Source organism: Candidatus Nitrotoga sp. AM1P, from assembly GCF_013168275.1.
In the GTDB taxonomy this organism is placed as follows: domain Bacteria; phylum Pseudomonadota; class Gammaproteobacteria; order Burkholderiales; family Gallionellaceae; genus Nitrotoga.
Genome location: NZ_AP019547.1, coordinates 659758 through 679117 on the forward strand (window position 1 = coordinate 659758; position 19360 = coordinate 679117).

Annotated in this window: 15 protein-coding genes; 8 read left to right on the plus strand and 7 right to left on the minus strand. The window is 48.6% G+C overall.

What is annotated here, in order from left to right; genetic code table 11:
- Positions 1–32: 32 nt before the first annotated feature.
- Complete coding sequence (locus W01_RS03030; protein ID WP_173052138.1) at positions 33–347, minus strand: hypothetical protein; 315 nt, start codon at positions 345–347, stop codon at positions 33–35.
- Positions 348–955: 608 nt separating this feature from the next.
- Between W01_RS03030 and W01_RS03035 the strand changes: the two genes are divergently transcribed.
- From W01_RS03035 to W01_RS03045, 3 genes are read left to right on the plus strand one after another with little or no spacing between them, the layout of a single operon-like run.
- Entirely contained in the window at positions 956–2686 is a 1731-nt protein-coding gene (locus W01_RS03035) for a FecR domain-containing protein (RefSeq protein WP_173052139.1), read from the plus strand.
- Positions 2687–2704: 18 nt separating this feature from the next.
- On the plus strand, positions 2705–2881 hold the full coding sequence (locus tag W01_RS03040) for a hypothetical protein (RefSeq protein WP_173052140.1): 177 nt from the start codon (positions 2705–2707) through the stop codon (positions 2879–2881).
- 14 nt (positions 2882–2895) lie between these two features.
- The gene (locus W01_RS03045; RefSeq protein WP_173052141.1) at positions 2896–5433 is read left to right on the plus strand and encodes a putative bifunctional diguanylate cyclase/phosphodiesterase; all 2538 of its coding nucleotides are present in this window, start codon (positions 2896–2898) and stop codon (positions 5431–5433) included.
- 26 nt (positions 5434–5459) lie between these two features.
- Here W01_RS03045 and W01_RS03050 read toward each other — a convergent pair whose 3' ends face one another.
- Positions 5460–6860, minus strand: coding sequence for an aminotransferase-like domain-containing protein (locus W01_RS03050; RefSeq protein ID WP_173052142.1), 1401 nt, complete (start codon positions 6858–6860; stop codon positions 5460–5462).
- A 180-nt stretch (positions 6861–7040) separates the two neighbouring features.
- Here W01_RS03050 and W01_RS03055 point away from each other — a divergent pair, with 180 nt between their 5' ends.
- The 5 genes from W01_RS03055 (at position 7041) to W01_RS03075 (ending at position 14059) form a co-directional block, all read left to right on the plus strand.
- The gene (locus tag W01_RS03055; protein ID WP_173052143.1) at positions 7041–7496 is read left to right on the plus strand and encodes a hypothetical protein; all 456 of its coding nucleotides are present in this window, start codon (positions 7041–7043) and stop codon (positions 7494–7496) included.
- A gap of 1047 nt (positions 7497–8543) precedes the next feature.
- Positions 8544–10121 (plus strand): L-aspartate oxidase, encoded by a 1578-nt coding sequence (nadB, locus tag W01_RS03060; RefSeq protein ID WP_173052144.1) that lies wholly within the window; start codon positions 8544–8546, stop codon positions 10119–10121.
- A 291-nt stretch (positions 10122–10412) separates the two neighbouring features.
- Positions 10413–11198: a class I SAM-dependent methyltransferase gene (locus tag W01_RS03065; RefSeq protein WP_173052145.1), complete on the plus strand. Its 786-nt coding sequence runs from the start codon at positions 10413–10415 to the stop codon at positions 11196–11198.
- A gap of 11 nt (positions 11199–11209) precedes the next feature.
- On the plus strand, positions 11210–12592 hold the full coding sequence (gene fumC, locus W01_RS03070) for a class II fumarate hydratase (protein ID WP_173052146.1): 1383 nt from the start codon (positions 11210–11212) through the stop codon (positions 12590–12592).
- A gap of 240 nt (positions 12593–12832) precedes the next feature.
- Positions 12833–14059 (plus strand): hypothetical protein, encoded by a 1227-nt coding sequence (locus tag W01_RS03075; RefSeq protein ID WP_173052147.1) that lies wholly within the window; start codon positions 12833–12835, stop codon positions 14057–14059.
- Positions 14060–14350: 291 nt separating this feature from the next.
- Here the strand turns inward: W01_RS03075 and W01_RS03080 are convergent, their stop codons facing one another.
- The 5 genes from W01_RS03080 to ligA form a co-directional block, all read right to left on the minus strand.
- Positions 14351–14938: a peptide deformylase gene (locus tag W01_RS03080; RefSeq protein WP_173052148.1), complete on the minus strand. Its 588-nt coding sequence runs from the start codon at positions 14936–14938 to the stop codon at positions 14351–14353.
- Positions 14928–15674, minus strand: coding sequence for an S-methyl-5'-thioinosine phosphorylase (locus W01_RS03085; RefSeq protein WP_173052149.1), 747 nt, complete (start codon positions 15672–15674; stop codon positions 14928–14930). The genes W01_RS03080 and W01_RS03085 overlap by 11 nt, the downstream gene beginning before the upstream one ends.
- 144 nt (positions 15675–15818) lie before the next feature.
- The gene (locus W01_RS03090; RefSeq protein WP_173052150.1) at positions 15819–16367 is read right to left on the minus strand and encodes a hypoxanthine-guanine phosphoribosyltransferase; all 549 of its coding nucleotides are present in this window, start codon (positions 16365–16367) and stop codon (positions 15819–15821) included.
- Positions 16367–17233: a UTP--glucose-1-phosphate uridylyltransferase GalU gene (galU, locus tag W01_RS03095; RefSeq protein WP_173052151.1), complete on the minus strand. Its 867-nt coding sequence runs from the start codon at positions 17231–17233 to the stop codon at positions 16367–16369. Before galU ends, W01_RS03090 begins: the two co-directional genes overlap by 1 nt.
- Before the next feature lie 51 nt (positions 17234–17284).
- Positions 17285–19336: an NAD-dependent DNA ligase LigA gene (gene ligA / locus W01_RS03100; protein WP_173052152.1), complete on the minus strand. Its 2052-nt coding sequence runs from the start codon at positions 19334–19336 to the stop codon at positions 17285–17287.
- Positions 19337–19360 lie beyond the last annotated feature (24 nt).

The following is a 19360-nucleotide window of genomic DNA, read 5'->3' on the forward strand; positions in this document are numbered from 1 at the left end:
CTCTAATGACGGATTAGCGTATGAATGATGTGCTAATGCGTGTGAGCTCCGTTGTGTTTCATATCGTGGATTTTCTTGCTTTGTTCATTCTGCTCCCTATTGATTCGCTTGCGTTCATGCTTGGTTACGGTGCCGTCGGCTTTAGCTTTCTCTTCCATTCTTTCTACCTTGGCTTGTCCAGCATCTAATTTGGCCTCTTCTTTTGGGGTTAAGGCACCCGATCTAATGCCCTGATCAATGCGCTGTTCCTGCTTAGCTTCACGATTGTCAATTCTTGGAGTATCGGCATAGCTGGAAACAGCAAATCCGAGGGTTATTGCGGTAATACCAAAGACTACTTTCAACATGCATATCTCCTAAATGGTGGCGGCATGATTGCCGCTGTAATCATTAACGCTCTACATGAATTGTAAGTTGACCCCTGGCCTAAAGGCTGAATATCTAAAAGAAAGGGGACGCTACCCCTTTAAGCACGATTGGATATACGAAAGAGAATCGTGGCCATATTTCACGAAAAGGGTTGCGTCCCCATGAGAATAAGAAATTTGCTTATTTTAATTTGTTAACACCTCTGTACTATGTGCTCATCAGACGGGCATGGCGACTAGAGCTGGACAATGAATTACATGGTTTTGTTGCACCCGTCCTTAATATGAGAAACTTAAATCCTTGATTAACGCCAGTGATTACCTCAAGCCAGACATCAGCTTTGAGCACGGGATTTACAAGCAGCAAAATGAACGATAATGATTTTTGAAGCTTAACAATATTTAAGATGAAGCTGTTTAAATCCATCCAGGCAAGAAGAACCTGCTTGAAAAATAAAATCGGCAAGGCAAATCGAGGAAATATTTATTAAGCCGATTGAACCAGGAAAAAATCCAGTTACCCAGATTCAACATTCTTTGTTCAACTTTTCTGTATTGGAAAATACAGCACTCGTTTGGTGACAGCCATGTTGCATTTACTTTGCCTTTTGCGCTACGTTATAGCACTCGTCTTAAGTCTGCAGCTTGTCAATCCTGCCGCTGCGGCTGAACCAGAATGGTTGTACGCGGTAAATCCCGGCGATACTTTGATCAGCGTTGCGGCAGGCTATTTGGCCAATCCCAACGACTGGCGCAAGCTCCAAAAACTTAATGACGTGACTGAACCTAGGCGGCTCATACCCGGAACCAAGTTGCGTTTACCGGTGGCCCTGCTGAAGCGTGAAGCTGTCATCGCTGATGTCATTCATGTCCACGGCAAGGTCACGCATACCGCGAAGAATGGCCGCCCTCAAAATCTTATCGCAAGCGCACGACTAGAGGTGGGTGACATGATCGAAACCAGCACTGACGCTAGTGTGTCCATGCGTTTTGTGGACGGCTCACGCCTCCTGCTCATCCAGAACACGCAAGTGACCCTAGCGGAAATGATTCTCTTCGGAAAAACTGGCATGGCCAAAACGATTATCGAGTTGAATCGAGGTAGCCTGGACAATCACATAGCGGAACAGCAAAAACCAGCCGCACGTTATGAAATCAAGTCACGTGCGCTCAATCTGGTTGTGCGAGGAACCCAATTTCGCGCTCATGTGAACGCCATCGATCAAGTCTCACGCAGCGAAGTGATCGATGGCGCCATAGAGGCCAGCGGCACTCGTGGTGAGACAGTTACCGTTTTGGCCGGTTTCGGTACACTGGCCACACCAGGGGAACCACCTCGTGCCCCACAAGCGCTATCGTTGGCACCTGATTTGAGCTTGATACCCAGCCTGTTGCAACGTGTTCCGCTGCGCTTTGAATGGCCCGCTGCAGTGGGTGCCGAACGCTACCATGCACAGGTGTTTGCGGATCGCTCATTCGAGCGGCTACTACTGGATGGTATATTTCAGGACAACGCCGCGAATTGGCCTGACCTACCGGATGGTCGCTATGTACTGCGCGTGAGGTCAATCGATAGCAACGGCCTGGAAGGTGCAAATGCAGACCGGGAATTCATGCTTAAGGCACGCCCAGAGTTCCCTGTTATCAGTGCGCCACAGGACGGTCAGAAAGTCTATGGCTCTCAGGCAACGTTGCGCTGGAACACTTCTAACGCAGCTCACTCCTACCACGTGCAATTGGCTGCGAAACCGGATTTCTCCGAACTGCTGGTCGATTTGCCGGAACAGGTGAACAACGAATATACGGTGCCACTCGCACCGGGGCAATACTACTGGCGTATTGCCTCTGTCGCTGCGGAACAAAATCAGGGTCCGTTCAGCGATGTGCAATCCTTTACACAGCATAAGGCACCTCCGGAACCTCCTTCTATCACCGCGCCACGAGATAGTCAGAAAGTCTATGGCTCTCAAGCAACGTTACGCTGGAATGCTTCTAACACAGCTCAGTCCTACCACGTGCAATTGGCTGCGAAACCGGATTTCTCCGAACTACTGGTCGATTTACCGGATCAGGTGAACAACGAATATGCGGTATTACTCGCCCCGGGGCAATATTACTGGCGGATTGCCTCTGTCGCTACGGAACAAAATCAGGGTCCTTTCAGTGATGTGCAATCCTTCACTCAGCGCAAGATTCCCGAAAGCCCGCAATTAGAGCCGCCGCAGATCGATGACAAGCGACTAATGTCCCACTGGCACAGTAGAGAAGCAGGTGAAAAGTTTCAGGTTCAAGTGGCGCGTAATCCTGACTTTACTTAACCGATCATGGACACTGTGGTGAATGTCAGCGAGAGCCAGATCGACAACCTCAAGCCCGGCATTTACTATCTGCGCGTCAAAACCATCGATGCCGATGGTTTTGCTGGTCCTTTCGGGCCAGTGCAGCAAATAGAAGTACCAACCAAAACCAACTACTGGTGGCTACTTTTACTGCTCGTGCCATTCGCTTTGTAAACTTGGCTCCTACCATGTCTACCCTGGCTGCAAAATTTGTCCATACCTTGTGGATTCCGCTGACAGCCTTGGTACTAACGTGGGCGCTGAGTTTTACCCCGCTCTATCAGCAGCTGGATGTGTTGTCTTTGGATAAACAGACGCGCCTGGCTGCGCAACAGCATTTCTTTCAAGATGCACTGGTCATCGATATTGACGATGCTTCCCTGCGCGCCATGCAACCGTATTTTGGGTCTTGGCCTTACAAGCGTGACATCTTTGCTCTGCTCCTTGACTATCTGGGCGAGATGGGCGCACGTGCCGTGGTATTCGATATCCTTTTCGCTGATCAACAGGAAAATGATGGGCAACTGCGGGAAGCGATTGCACGCAATCCGAATGTGGTACTTGCCACTACCATGCGCAGTGATACTGAGGGCGAAGAACAGGCGCTCACCGATCTGCACGGTTTGACTTGGGATGTCCCGCCTGGATTGCCGTCTTACTCCTGGTCAGCAATCCAATTACCGTTGGCGTCATTTACCCAACCTGTGCCTGGCTATGCAGGTATCGGCGTGGTATCCGTGCAGGCGGATCGAGATGGCATGTTGCGTCGCTTTCCGTTATTACACCGTATTAACGGCCAGGTTATTCCAAGTTTGCCTCTCGCTGCGCATTTTTCTGGGGCAGCACACCCACCGGTGCGTTCCGTTCCGGGTGGTGGCATGCAAGTCGGCCCCTTTAACTGGCCTACGGACAAGGAGGGTGCTGTCCATCTCTTCTACCCGAGCAATCCGAACTCAGTGCTGTCCATGCCATTTTCACGTATCGCGATGGCAATGCTGGGGTCGCCCGGCCAGGAATTAGCCCCAGCTATGATTCGCGGTAAAACCGTTTTCATCGGCAGCACCACTATCTTTGCCGACCGAGTTCACACCCCGGTGGGTGAAATAAATGGTCTCTATGTACTGGCCATTACCCATCAATCCCTGGCGCAAAATCTCGTACTCACTCCACCCCGCTGGTACTGGACAGCGGTGTTGCTGTTCATCGCGCTTGTCCCTGCGCTGCTGTTGATATGGCAGCCCCGCAGGCCGGCACTTGCCGGTGTGGCAATCAGTATCGGTGCGGCACTTGTTGTTTATGTAATCCATTTGAGCCTGCTCCACTGGCTGAAACAGGAAAGCTCTTTGCTGCTGCCTCTGCTAACGCTGCTGTCCGCCAATATGCTGGAAACAATGCATTCACTACGCCTTCTGAATAAAGAGCAGAAGGCAAAAATCCACGTTCTTACTAACGTTGACTCACTTACATTGCTGCCCAACCGTTTTGCCCTGCACGCACAGATCACACATGCCATCGAAGGTGCGCATATGAATAAAAGCAGCCTTGCCGTCCTGCTGATTGATCTTGACGGCTTTAATACTATCAACGATACCATTGGCCCCGAAACGGGAGATCAAATGTTATTGGACGTAACCGTCCGTTTGAAATCGAGCATTCGAACCAACGATATCGTCGCGCGTCTGGGCGGCGACGAATTTAGTGTTGTTATCAACGGAGTGAAAGCGGCTTCAGCCGTGCTGTGCGCACAAAAAATACTTAGTGCGCTCGCACAGCCCTATCATCTTGCGGGCCAGGAATTGCACATTACTTCCAGTATCGGCATCAGCCTTTACCCGGATGATGGCAGCGATGTCGCCTCACTTCTAAAAAATGCGGGTGCTGCCATGTATCACGCCAAGGCTCAGGGTTGCAATAGCTACTGCCAGTTCACATCGGACCTGAATCGGAATGCCATGAATCGGCTGCTGCTGGAGAATCAGTTGCATCAGGCACTGGTTCGGGATGAATTAGTGCTGTTCTATCAACCTCAGATTAATGTAGCCTCTGGGCGCATGATTGCTGTAGAAGCATTGGTGCGCTGGAATCATCCGGAACACGGCCTGCTTTTCCCCGACGTATTCATCCCCATGGCGGAAAGTTCGGGTTTGATTCTGCCCTTGGGGGAATGGGTATTGCGTACCGCTTGTCGTCAAATGCAGGTATGGCACGCTGCGGGGCTTACGCACATCAATCGTGTGGCAATTAATTTGTCGGCCCGCCAATTCGAGCAACTTACATTGCCAGCACTTGTGGCAAACGTTCTCAAAGAGACCGAACTCGATGCGGCCCACTTGGAACTGGAGATCACCGAGTCTGCTGCCATGAAAAACCCTCAACGCAGCATCGAAATTCTCAACACGCTTAGAAGCATGGGCATCACCCTGTCACTGGATGATTTCGGTACTGGCCATTCATCTCTGAGTTATCTCAAGCTATTTCCAATCACTACCTTGAAAATTGATAAATCTTTCGTGCGCGATATTGAGACCGATCACCACGCTGCGGAAATCTGTGCCTCGACCATCGATCTCGCGCATAAACTGGGTTTAAATGTAGTGGCCGAGGGTGTAGAAAACGCAGAGCAACTCCACTTCCTGCGCAATATCAAATGTGGCGACGCGCAAGGTTATTTTTTCAGCCGTCCAATCTCATCTGCAGATTTGGCGAACTTCAAATTGGCGCTGTGAGTAACTACAAAAGCTACATTTATATGCTATATCTCCCCATTTTTAAAAAACTCGAACGTTGCATCGTCGCCGCAATGCGCTGCATTAAACCTGAACCAAGGTGAAGATTCTTGGTGCGGCCGGAACATGTTTCCGGGAGCAAGCATGATTCCCTGTTTTGCAGCGAGGCTTGCAATTTCAGCCGCGTTATTTTGATCATTCAATTTTGCCCAAACGAACATTCCACCTTCCGGCTCACAATAAAGTGTAAAGCCAAGATTTTCGAGTTTTGTAATCGTGTTTTGTCGCGCCAGTTGCAATTTTGCGCGAAGCTTATCTAAATGCTTTCGATAATGGCCGTCAGTCAAGAGCTGATACATCAGTCGCTCGCTCACTTCCGAAGTAGTAAGACCTGTCAGTAACTTAACATCACACAGGCTCTCTGCGATTTCTCGGTTACATGCAAAATATCCCACCCGCAGACTTGCTGAAACCGATTTCGAGAAGCTACTTACATAGATCACCCGATTGAGCTGGTCGAGCGTAGCAAGACGAGTTGCTGTCGCAGGATGGAAATCGCCATAGATGTCATCCTCGACCAACATCATGTCGTATTTTTCGGCCAGCTGAAGCATGCGATGGGCGACAGGCTGACTGATGCTGGCTCCCGTAGGGTTGTGCAAAATCGTATTGGTAAAAAAGAGCTTGGGATGATGCTCTTTGATCAATACTTCCATCGCACAGGTATCAGGGCCATCATGGTTCCAGGGTACCCCGACGATTTTGGCGCCAAATGATTTCAGCCCACCAAAAAGAATGAAATATCCCGGGTCATCGACTAAAACAGCGTCCCCCGGCCGTACGAAGTAACGCGTTACCAGATCCATCGCATGCGTCACGCCTGTGGTCAGGATGATCTGCGAAGTGTCCGCTACCACACCGATATTGGATAACCTTCGTTGAAGTAGATCCCTTAGTGGTAAATAACCACCTGGCGTGCCATATGCAGTAAGAAACTCTCCATCTTTCAGTGACAATGCCCGCAAACTTTTTTTGATGCCTGTTTCTACCATCCATGAAGCTGGAAGCCACCACGCTCCGGGCATCGTCTTACTGGCTCGATCCTTAAGAGAGTTTCTTAACAGCCAAACGACATCTATGACGCTATCAAGTTTGTACGCCGCTTCAGATGAGTCTCGTGGTGTCGGACGCGATGAAACATAAAACCCAGAACCTTGCCTCGAATGCAAATACCCCATTGCCACCAGCTTGTCATAAGCCTGGACAACTGTGAAGCGGCTTATCCCGTGATTTTGGGCAAAACTTCGAATCGACGGCATGCGCGCGCCCGATCGAATCGCTCTGTCATCTATCATTTTTTTGACGGCATTGGCGATCTGGTCAATCAGCGGTAAAGGATTATTTGAATCTAAACTTAACAGTGGCATGGTTAATGAACCGGTACAGGTGGGTAGAATATAAAAATAACTGTACCTGTATTGTCAGATTATTGTTCTGTAATGTAAGGGCTGAGAGATGGGGATGAGTAAAAAACATCTCTCGAACAAATGGCACCTTGAAAAATTTAAAAAATAAATGTGTAGTTTGACTGAAAAGGAGCAAGAAAAATGAATTCTCGATATGTTAAAGGATTTATTGCTGTGTTGGTTGGCATGGCAATAAACTATTTGGGAGATAAAGCGCTGGGGGTCAATATCGAAATATTTACCGGTATCTCCACCTTTACTTTTGCCTGGATGCTAGATATATTTTTGGTGCCTTTCATCGTGGGTTTGGCGGTGTCCTGGATTTTTGGTCTAGGCGGGAAATGGTTGGCTTGTTTACCTCCCCTGTTTGTACGCTGCATCAGTTTTGTCCATTTAACCTATTTCGACAATTCTTCTACAGATACAGACCTATTTTTCCAAGTCCCCCTCGCCTACTGGGGACCTTGTCTCATTTTGGTAGTGGAAGCTGCCAATTTTGGAGGAATTATCGGAGAAGTTTGGAAAGGTGTATATCGTCGTCCAAGCACAGAGAATGAGGAAATAAGCATGACTGCCACCACTAAAATAACCACTTAATCCAATGTTTGGTTAATTTATTAAGTACCTGTGGGGGCAGCACGCTGCATATAAAACCACCTTTTTCACTAAAGGTTATCTAAATAGAATGGTTGCTGTAAGCCATGAGAAAGGATGAATAGCCATGTTGAAATTTTTGCCATACTTTATTTTAAATTCGATTATAGCCATCAATATGAGCGCGCTCACAGTCATATTGCAAATGGATTTAATTAACAATTCGATCACGGCTAAAACCATCTCGTGGATATTAACGGCCTGTGCATGGTCTTTGGTATACGTTTATCGTAATCGATAGTATTGAATAGAAAATAACCCGAGATGCCTCCTTAAAGCGACTCCTCTGCCGTAGCGAGAGAATGTCATTACCCCTTCTTACTCGGTGTCCTTAGTAATGGGTGCGGATGTAGGTGATGTCAGATGTCCACGCCTGATTCGGGCTGACTGGGATCCTGTTCTTTATCTTTCTTATCTTGTTTGTCATCTCACTTATAATGGGATTGATGCACTGTAAGTAACCTTCTTTGGTACGTTAGCAGCGTGTCGGGCTTACATTAAAAAGCAGCAAGTATCTGAATATCAATCTGCGCTCTTAGTAATTGGCTGGCTTTCCGTCAGCCTTTGCTCAAGGGTCGGGAATAACAGCCGGAAATATTAACAAATCCAAAAATCAATTTAATTGAAATTGTGAAGTGGTACAATCACGCCCTATTAAACTATAAGTTTAATATCATTCCACGAGCCGCTTCAAGCCCATCAAATATGACATAACCTACCTGTCCCTGCCTTCGATGAAAGACTGGCTCGCGAACATTAGTTGGCATGATTTATTGTTAAGATTGTCGAGCATCTGGACTCGAAGCGCATGGAATGTGCTTAAGGTATATAGCAGTGGTTATTTTTCCGCAGAGTAAGATTTGTTATAGTTAAAATTCTAACAACATGAATTTTAGGTTTATTTTAGTCTAGGTAAATAAGATAATTTCCTTAAAATCATTTGTGCCAATAGTAAGCTTGGTTCGAAGATAAATGAAATACTAAACTTGTATGCTGCAATTTGATATTTTGATTATAGGCAGCGGACTGGCTGGACTTTCATTGGCATTGAAACTAGCCGATAAGCGAAAAATTGCCATTATCACCAAGAAATCTTTATTGGAAGGTGCAAGTGTTTGGGCACAGGGCGGAATCGCAGCTGTGTTGTCGCAAGAAGATTCTCTGGCCGAGCATATACAAGATACTTTGATTGCTGGTGCTGGTCTCTGTGACCCAGCTACAGCGCGCTATGTTATCGAGCACGCCAAGCCGGCAATCGACTGGCTAATTAGGCAAGGTGTGCCGTTCACACGTGATGCCAATACTGATACCGGCTATCACCTGACACGCGAAGGCGGCCACAGTCATCGACGCATCATCCACGCCGCCGATGCCACTGGCCATGCCGTACAGGAAACTCTTGCCACCAAAGTTCTGGCGCATCCCAATATCACGCTGTTGGAACATTACATTGCCATCGATCTGATTACTGGCCATAAACTTGGCCACACACACAATCATTGCTATGGCGCTTACGCACTCAACAGCTTAAGCGACGAAGTCAGCACCATCGCTGCTCATGACACAATTCTGGCCACCGGTGGCGCTGGCAAGGTATATCTTTATACCACCAATCCAGACACCGCTACTGGTGACGGCATTGCTATGGGTTGGCGTGCCGGTTGCCGAGTGGCTAACATGGAATTCATTCAATTTCATCCGACCTGCTTATATCATCCGCACGCCAAGTCTTTCCTCATCTCTGAGGCGGTTCGTGGCGAGGGTGGTATCCTGAAATTGCCTGACGGCACACGATTCATGCCTGCTCATGACGAGCGGGCTGAACTCGCACCGCGCGACATCGTCGCGCGTGCCATCGATTTCGAAATGAAAAAACGTGGTTTAGATTGCGTATATCTTGATATCTCACATAAATCGGTAGAGTTTCTGCAAGCGCATTTTCCTACCATCTACGCGCGCTGCCTGTCGCTGGGTATCGATATCGCGCACCAGCCCATACCAGTCGTACCGGCAGCGCACTATACCTGCGGTGGCATCGTTACTGATCTGCATGGACGCACCGATGTCGCCAATCTCTATGCCGTGGGTGAAACCGCTCACACCGGCCTGCACGGAGCCAACCGCCTGGCGAGCAATTCTCTGTTGGAGTGTATGGTATTTGCTGAAGCCGCCGCGCGCGACATACTGGCCACGTCGCAAAGTCAGTTCATTCCTCTGCCGCAATGGGATGAGAGCCGGGTGACTGACGCTGATGAAGAAATTATTATCTCGCACAACTGGGCGGAATTACGCCAATTTATGTGGGACTATGTCGGAATTGTGCGTACCACCAAAAGACTGCAACGCGCACAACACCGCATCCGATTATTGCATGAGGAAATCAACGAGTATTACACCAATTTTCATGTTACAGCTGATTTGCTGGAATTACGTAATTTGGTGTTAACGGCCGATCTTATCGTACAAAGTGCATTGTCTCGGCACGAAAGCCGGGGATTACACTACAGCAAAGACTACCCTGATATGTTGCCGCTGGCCGTACCAACCGTGCTCACTCCATCTGCATAATAAAATCCATAGAACCATTACTTCTTGCGTAATCCACCAAATAGGAAGTTGATTGGGATGAAATTCACCAGCGGCGACATTGTCAAATTTAACAATATGTAAGTTGGCGCATTGTTTGGCAATTATTTTTTGAATTGTTTAGAATACTGCCCTCATTTTGTATAAGTAAAGCTAATGATGGTGTATACCACGTTGGTGTGTATTGAACGAAATAAATTTTATGCACAATGCAATATTAAATTATTAAGCAGGCAGTAGTATTTAGAGTATTTAGTCTATTAAGGAGACAGCGTGGAAAAGATTGAAAAGGATGTTGCTAAAGACTATTGGGAAAATCAGGCAAAAACCCATAAAGGTTCACATCTAGCATCTTGGAGCGATAACTTCATGATCGAACTTGAAATCGATGCCATAGCGGAGCATATCTCAAGTGGGGATCATGTTCTTGATATAGGTTGTGCGAATGGATATTCCGCGTTTCAACAATTGGAACGGTGCAAAGATGTTGGTTCGATTACAGGTGTTGATTTTGCTGAAAATATGATTAAACAGGCCAATCTACTGAAAAAAGCTCAGTGGGTAGGTGATATTATAAAATTTGAAGTAGGTGACATTAATTCCTTACAATTTCCTGATAATACGTTTGATGTGGCTTATGCCACACGAGTGGTTACGCTTATGCCTACTTGGGAAGAGCAACAAATTGCTATCAATGAATGTATACGGGTTGTGAAACCAGGCGGTAAGGTGATTTTTTCCGAGCCTTTTTTAGAGCCATTTACATTGCTCAATGCATTGAGGCAACTTAAGGATATGCCCCCATTGATCGAGCATGATTCAAATCGCTTTTTTAAAAAAGCTGTATTAGAGGAATTTCTTACTCAAAAGGGTTTAACATTTACGGTCAATGAGTTTTCATCAATTTATTATCTGGGATCAAGATTTTTGAGAGAGTTGGTAACAGACCCAGCGGCATACCCGGGCTTCAACCCGATTAATCGTATTTTTTATGATATAGAAAAAGACTTTTCTGGTGGTGGCTTTGGCATTCAACAGGCTTATATTGTTACTAAATAAAAGCATATTGCATGACTCAAACCAGAATAGAGCACGATACATTCGGCCCCATAGAAGTTGCGGCAGACCGGCTTTGGGGCGCGCAAACACAACGTTCGCTTGAACATTTCCACATTTCCTCCGAGCGCATGCCGAAGGAAATCATCCTTGCACTCGCTATGGTTAAGCGCGCTTGCGCGCGGGTCAATCGTGATTTAAATCTGTTAGGTGCTGCCAAGGCGGATGCTATTGTGCAGGCGGCGGATGAAATACTGGCGGGCCAGCATACGCAAGAGTTTCCACTTTCTGTTTGGCAGACCGGTTCGGGTACCCAGACCAATATGAATCTGAACGAGGTGCTCGCTAACCGTGCTTCTGAACTGCTCGGCGGAAAATGGGGCAAAGACCGGTTGGTACATCCCAATGATGACGTGAATCTCGGCCAATCATCTAATGACATTTTTCCTACTGCAATGCACGTGGCTGCCAGCCTTAGCATTACTCAAGCCCTGCTTCCTGCCCTAAGTAAACTACGCTCGACATTGGAGGAGAAATCCCGCAACTTTAACGACATCGTCAAGATTGGGCGCACGCATTTGCAGGATGCTACTCCACTAACGCTTGGGCAGGAGTTTTCTGCTTATGTGGCACAGATGGATTATGCCAAATCCATGATTAAAGCTACCCTACCCTCGCTTTGTGAACTTGCAGCGGGAGGCACTGCAGTGGGTACCGGGCTTAACACACACGTCGAATTTGGTGAGCGCGTTGCTGCGGAGTTGGCCCGGAGCACCAGCTTGCCATTCAAAAGCGCTGCCAACAAATTTGCGGCTCTGGCCGCACATGACGCTCTAGTGGCTGCACATGGCATGCTCAAAACACTCGCTGCTGCCCTCATGAAAATTGCCAACGACATTCGCTGGATGGCTTCTGGGCCACGCTCTGGTCTTGGAGAAATCAGTATTCCTGAGAACGAACCGGGTAGCTCGATCATGCCTGGCAAAGTTAATCCCACACAGTGCGAAGCACTCACCATGCTGTGTTGCCAAGTCTTTGGCAATGACGTTGCGATCAATATAGGGGGGGCTTCGGGAAATTTTGAACTCAACGTTTTCAAGCCGCTCATCGCTCACAATTTCCAACAAAGCATACGCCTGCTTGCTGACGGAATGGCAAGTTTCGAGGAACACTGCGTGTCCGGCATCCAAGCCAACCACAAACGTATTGCAGAACTTATGGAAGGGTCGCTCATGCTGGTAACCGCCTTGACTCCGCATATCGGCTACGATAAAGCCGCCGAAATCGCCAAGCAAGCACACCGGGATGGTGGCACGCTAAAACAGACGGCCTTAGTCCTAGGCTATGTTACGGAAGAAGAGTTCGACTGCTGGGTGCAGCCAATAAAGATGACTTGATTTTATCCTAGATTGTCCATTGGAAGCACGAATCCAATAAAATCGATGGGGTTTCTAACGGTATCTATTAGAAATTTTCCTTATTTTTCAATGATGCGCTGTTCTAATGGATAATCTTGGTTTATCTATTGGTGGCAGCTCACTGGCACAGTGACAACGAATTTTGTTGCTCATGTGTATTAGCTGATTGCGTCGTGCGGTTTTTTCTTCACTTTCCCCCAATTGATATTCGGAGGCGGTATGTCCCTCATTAAATCTAGCATGGCCCTGGTTGGGCTTGTGGTATGGTTTTTTAACGCCTTGCCTGTGGCAACGGCAGCCTCGTTTGATAAGTATCTGGTTGCGCCGCTTGGAACAGTTTCTGCACCTGGTGCTTTTACCCCTTTCTTGGTGAAAACATCTGATTCTAACAATGCTCTGTATTTAAACCTTTATTACGGAAATGATCTTAACTTACCTCTCGTCGCTCTATCACCGGACGCGGGGTTTTCATTCGACGAATACAGTTTTTCAGCAGCACTCGTAGGGGATTTTAGTTCGATCTCAGACTTCAGCAATATCAATCAAACAATATCCTGGACACCATATGTTGTACCACCCAATACGACGCATCTATCTGTAGCGGTCCTTTTAAACGTCGTGATAAGTTATGATGAGCATGGCAATCCAAATTTGGGAACAAACATTAGTCATTATTGTGTAACTGCTCCCTGTACTCTCACGCAAATTCTTTTCACCGCCTCACGTGGCCAGCCGCAAAGGATGACCACGCTAAATGGCAACCAGATCGAGGTAGTGCCCGTCCAGATTCGGCTGGATGGCACACCATGGGCAACCTATTATTTCGGTTATGGTGTGGGCCTGGTTGCCGCTGAGGCGTTCAGTATACAACTTTACGCACCGTCTTTTTCCCCGGTATCCCTGCCCCCGCCCAAAGTCGACGGAACAGTGGTCGAGTACGTCAATACGCTGGATTTTCCAAACGCACCGAGCGGACATTATTTCTACGCGTCTGATCCCGCCGAGCAGGCTACGGTTGACGCCGGCGGTGCCGGAAAATTTGTGCGCACCGGACGGACTTTCGCTTCGGGCGGTTTTGTGCCGGTATGCCGCTTTTACGGCAGTATGTCGCCTGGGCCGAATTCACATTTCTTTACGGCCTCCGCGAGTGAGTGTGATGGGCTTAAGGCCGCGCAGGTGACCCCGACGCCAACCAGCACGCAGCAGTGGAATTTTGAGGGCAATGGTTTCTACAGCGTCACGCCTGTTGCGGATGCGCAAGGGCAGATGCGGTGCATGGCCGGAACCCAGCCAGTCTATCGCGCTTACAACAACGCTTACCCGAAAAGCGGCGGCAAGAACCCATGGGATTCCAACCACCGCTATTCCACGCTAAGCGCCGATATCGATGAAATGATTTCTAAAGGCTGGGCTTCTGAAGGTATCGTTCTTTGTGCGCCGAGATAGCCAGCGTAGCCCGGATGGATTGTACTTATTGATCCGGTACGGTGAAACATTGATTCCGTTCGTCTCGAACCCGTAGGCGAACGGGGACTTCTAATATGATCTGACCGTATCAATAAATCTCGTATAGCTCAAAACCCATACTATTGATCCGGCACAGTTTATCCAAGAAGCCGTTCGCATTGAGCTTGTCGAAATGTGAATGGCTTCTTATGCTTCGACAAGCTCAGCACGAACGGCAGTCAAGTTCAATTCGTGCCGGATTAATAATCAATTTCGCACTTTCCGATCCTCTTACTCGTCCACCAAATGTTGGTTTGGATATAACACATCAGTAAAGCCAAATTGGCTGAAATCGCGGATACGCATGGGATACAGAATCCCGTCCAGATGATCGCACTCATGCTGTACCACGCGAGCATGAAAACCGTTTACCGCGCGGTCTATTAATACGCCATATTCATCCCGTCCCTGGTAATGGATGGATTGAAAACGCGGTACCAGTCCACGCAATCCCGGCACGCTCAAGCAGCCTTCCCATCCCTCCACCTTATCCGGATTCAATATCGATCCCACATGCGAATCCATCGTGCTTAATGGATTACCTGATTTTGTTAGCGGAGTAATAACCGGATTGATCAATACCGTTTCTGGCACTATTTCGGCATCGGGATAGCGCGGATTAAACTGCACACCAAAAATCACTACACGCAAATTCACGCCTATCTGTGGTGCGGCCAGCCCCGCGCCGTCCAACGCCTGCATGGTATCGCGCATGTCGATCAGCAAGGCGTGCAGCTCGGGTGTATCGAAATCAATTACCTCTTCCGCGCAGCGCAACAGGCGCGCATCGCCCATACGCAATACTTCCCTAATCGACATCAGAATCCACCACGCATTCAAGGATGTTGCGCACGCGTGCCATGGCAGGCTGTGCCACTGCACTGATGGTTTCCAAATGCACACCAGTGCGACTGCTACCGCGACCAGCAGCATGATTCACTACCACCGCGATCGCGGCGTAATTCAAACCGAGCTCTTTGGCCAAGCCGGCTTCAGGCATACCGGTCATGCCCACCATATCGGCACCGTCACGCTCCAGGCGATTGATCTCCGCTGCCGTATCCAAACGCGGCCCCTGTGTAGCGGCATATACTCCACCATCCAGACAAGGGATGTCGGCACATCTGCCAGCATCCAGAATTTGTTGGCGTAATTCCTGGCTATAAGGCTGGGTAAAATCAATGTGCGTTACCGAGCAATTACGCCCATCAAAGTAGGTGAACTCGCGCCCATAGGTGTAATCAATTATCTGATCTGGCAACACAATAACACCGGGCAACAGGTCAGCACGGATACCCCCAACTGCCGCGACAGAAATGATGCGTTGCGCTCCCTGTTCTTTTAATGCCCAGAGATTGGCACGATAATTTACCTCATGCGGCGGGATCGTGTGGCCGTAGCCATGACGAGCAATAAACATGACCTCATGCTGGCGCAAGCGGCCAAAGGTAATCGCTCCGGAAGGCTCACCATAGGGCGTACGCATCACCTGTCGATGTGATATTTCCAGGTTGGTCAGTTGCGTCAGTCCCGTGCCACCAATAATCGCTAACATTTGTTATTACCTTTTGGAAAATCCAGGACTCACTAATTCCAGAATTAGCTGCATTCTATAATTCAAGCAGTAAAAATAGTATTTATTACATTTAATCAATATATAGCAATATAAATGGCATGTATTACTTTAATATAACCAGATCTATTTTTCCCTCATTGCGTAAACCGCAGGTAGATTACGCCACGCGCCATGTATATCCATGCCGAAGCCGAATACAAAGCGGTCAGGCAATTCTACCCCGACAAAATCGGCTCGTATCGGCTTAACCTTTCCAATCCGTTTATCAGCAAATACCGCACTGTAAAATTTAGTTGCACCCAAATCCAGTACACGTTGCTTAACTACGACCAACGTTTCGCCCGCGTCGAGAATGTCATCCACTACCAACACCACGCGGCCGGTTACATTTTCGCGCGGTTCGACTTTCCAATGTAAGGTGCCGCCCTGCTGGTTACTGCCATAGCGCGATACATGCACATAATCAAAATCAAGCGGAAAAGTAAGCAGCGGTAGCAACTGCCCAGTGAACACCACTGCACCGCCCATTACGGATAGTAATAGTGGATGGTCGTCAGCCAATACCGTATTTATTTCCCGCGCAACGCTCATTACGGCCGCTTGTACTTCCTCAGCTGAAATAATCAACTCGGCTTGATTCAGGATATCGCTCGCCTGCTGATTAGAGAGCATTACTTGATCGTTGCCAGATAAGAAGCAAACTCTTCGCCCAGTTCTGGATGTTTAAGACCGAATGCCACCGTTGCCTTGAGATAGCCCAGCTTGGAGCCGCAATCGTAACGAACACCGTTAAACCGGTATGCCAGCACTTTTTCTTCCTTAATCAGCGCTGAAATACCATCGGTCAGCTGAATTTCGCCGCCTGCACCCGCCTGCAACTGCGCCAGGTGATGAAAAATACGCGGCGTCAACACATAGCGCCCCACTACCGCCAATGTGGAAGGCGCATCTGACGGCTTGGGCTTTTCAACGATGGCATGTACCTGTTCCACATTTTGTTCTACATTGCTACTACTGACTATGCCATAGTGCCCCGTCTGTGAAGATGGCACGTCCTCCACACCGAGCACGGAACATTGATAGCGTTGGTATACGTCTGCCATCTGTTTAATGACTGATATATCCCCGGCGATCAAGTCATCGGCCAAAATCACCGCAAACGGTTCGTTGTGTACCACCGGCTGCGCGCACAGAACTGCATGACCGAGCCCAAGCGTTTCAGATTGGCGGATGTAGATGCAATTCACATGCCTGGGAATCACTTCCTGAACTGCACGCAACAGCTCGCTCTTGCCGCGTGCGAAAAGCTCAGCCTCAATCTCATAAGCCGTATCGAAATGGTCCTCAATAGCGCGTTTATTGCGACCCGTGATGAACACCATGTCCGTAATACCCGCTGCCACCGCCTCTTCCACCGCATACTGAATTAACGGTTTGTCGACTACCGGCATCATTTCTTTGGGACTAGCCTTGGTGGCGGGCAGGAAACGGCTGCCCAATCCAGCTACCGGAAATACAGCTTTAGTAATTTTAGTCATAATATTTCCTCGTAACTTTCCGGTTAAAGATTTTCAAAAAATAATTACGATTTAGGCAGTGGCTAATGGCATTTCGTTTGTGCTTAATAGTTGCAAAAATTGTTGTTCATCCAGTACAGCAATATTTAATTGTTGTGCTTTGCTAAGCTTGGTACCCGCCTCAGCGCCAGCCACTACATAATCAGTTTTCTGCGACACGCTACCCGTCACGCGCGCACCAAGCGTTTCCAATCTCGATTTTGCCTCGTCGCGACTCATGCTGGTAAGCGTACCGGTTAATACAAAAATTTTAGCGTTCAAAGGTAATACCTGCACTGCCTTTTCGGCTTGCTCCGGCCACTGCACGCCAGCAGCGCGTAATTGGGTGATCACCTCAATGTTATGCGGCTCGGCAAAAAACGTTGAAATACTTTGCGCAACAATAGGCCCGATATCTGGTACAAGTTGCAGGCGTGTTTCGTCGGCTGTCATAAAATTATCCAGCGTAGCAAAATGACGCGCCAATTCTTTCGCCGTTGCCTCGCCCACATTACGGATACCAAGCGCATAAATGAAACGCGCGAGTGTAGTTTGCTTACTGTTTTCTATTGCATCCAACAAGTTTTGGGCGGACTTCTCACCCATGCGCTCCAGTTGGGCCAGTGCCTGCAAATTCAATTTATATAAATTATATAAATCGGCAGGCGTAAGCACCAATTGCTGCTCCACCAGTTGGTCAATCAGCTTCTCGCCCAGTCCCTCTATATCCAGGGCACGACGACTAGCGAAATGCCACAGCGCCTGCTTGCGTTGTGCCGGGCAAAACAGCCCGCCACTGCAGCGCCATATTGCCTCATCCGGCTGTTTGGTAACCTGAGCACCACATACTGGACAGGACCGCGGCATATTGAATTCACGCGCATCCGCAGGACGCCGCTCAAGTAAGACACGCGCCACTTCTGGAATGACATCGCCGGCACGCCGGACGCTTACCGTATCGCCGATGCGGATATCCTTGCGACGCAATTCTTCTTCATTGTGCAACGTGGCATTGGTCACCGTTACCCCACCGACAAATACAGGTGCCAGGCGCGCTACTGGAGTCAATGCGCCAGTCCGGCCCACCTGCACCTCAATGTCCAGGACGGTGGTTAATGCTTCTTCTGCCGGAAACTTGTGCGCAAGCGCAAAGCGCGGTGCCCGTGACACATAGCCCAATTTGATTTGTTGGGAGATGTTATTGACTTTATATACTACGCCGTCAATTTCGTAGGGCAGCTTGTGGCGAAGCTCACCAATTTCACGATAATAGGCAAGTAACCCGTCAACTCCGTGCACTATCCGGCGTTGCTGTGGCACCGGCACTGCCAACTTTTTCAAACATTCCAACTGCCCGGCATGCGTATCAGGCAAGGTAAAGCCTTCGACCGCGCCTGCTCCATAGGCTAAAAAACTTAGGTGGCGACTGGATGTAATCCGCGAATTGAGCTGGCGCAACGAGCCTGCCGCGGCATTGCGTGGATTGGCGAACAGTTTGTCGCCCCTGTCTGTTTGTTCGCGATTCAGCGCGATAAAATCAACCTTGAACATCAGCACCTCGCCGCGTATCTCTATAAACGGAATGGGTTTGGTTAAGCTCTCTGAGCCCAATCGCAATGGAAGATTCCTTATGGTACGCAGGTTTTGCGTCACATCTTCACCAACCTCGCCATCGCCGCGCGTAGCGCCTTGCACAAATATTCCATCGCGATAGGTGAGCGTAACGGCCAGGCCATCAAATTTAGGTTCTACTGAATATTCTACTTCGGTCACGCCCAATGTCTCGCGGGTACGAGCATCAAATGCCCGCACCTCTTCTTCATTAAAAGCATTGTTAAGTGAAAGCATCGGCGAGCGATGTACTACTTTGGCAAAGGAAAGCAGCGGCACAGCACCGACTCGCTGGGTAGGCGAGTCCGGTGTAGCGAGTGAGGGATATTGTATTTCGAGAGTTTGTAGTTCACGGAACATTGCATCAAATTCCGCGTCGGTAATCAGTGGAGCGTCCAACGTATGATATTGATAATTGTGTCGCTCAATTTCCCCACGCAAATGCGCGATACGCTGCGGCACCGATTCACTCATCAATAGAACCTAATCTGAAAGAAA

Coding starts and splice junctions, on each gene's coding strand:
- W01_RS03035 (WP_173052139.1), top strand. CDS start 956: ATGTTGCATTTACTTTGCCTTTTGCGCTACGTTATAGCACTCGTCTTA.
- W01_RS03045 (WP_173052141.1), top strand. CDS start 2,896: ATGTCTACCCTGGCTGCAAAATTTGTCCATACCTTGTGGATTCCGCTG.
- nadB (WP_173052144.1), top strand. CDS start 8,544: ATGCTGCAATTTGATATTTTGATTATAGGCAGCGGACTGGCTGGACTT.
- W01_RS03075 (WP_173052147.1), top strand. CDS start 12,833: ATGTCCCTCATTAAATCTAGCATGGCCCTGGTTGGGCTTGTGGTATGG.
- W01_RS03055 (WP_173052143.1), top strand. CDS start 7,041: ATGAATTCTCGATATGTTAAAGGATTTATTGCTGTGTTGGTTGGCATG.
- W01_RS03085 (WP_173052149.1), bottom strand. CDS start 15,674: ATGTTAGCGATTATTGGTGGCACGGGACTGACGCAACTGACCAACCTG.
- W01_RS03090 (WP_173052150.1), bottom strand. CDS start 16,367: ATGCTCTCTAATCAGCAGGCGAGCGATATCCTGAATCAAGCCGAGTTG.
- fumC (WP_173052146.1), top strand. CDS start 11,210: ATGACTCAAACCAGAATAGAGCACGATACATTCGGCCCCATAGAAGTT.
- W01_RS03050 (WP_173052142.1), bottom strand. CDS start 6,860: ATGCCACTGTTAAGTTTAGATTCAAATAATCCTTTACCGCTGATTGAC.
- W01_RS03080 (WP_173052148.1), bottom strand. CDS start 14,938: ATGTCGATTAGGGAAGTATTGCGTATGGGCGATGCGCGCCTGTTGCGC.
- ligA (WP_173052152.1), bottom strand. CDS start 19,336: ATGAGTGAATCGGTGCCGCAGCGTATCGCGCATTTGCGTGGGGAAATT.
- W01_RS03030 (WP_173052138.1), bottom strand. CDS start 347: ATGTTGAAAGTAGTCTTTGGTATTACCGCAATAACCCTCGGATTTGCT.
- galU (WP_173052151.1), bottom strand. CDS start 17,233: ATGACTAAAATTACTAAAGCTGTATTTCCGGTAGCTGGATTGGGCAGC.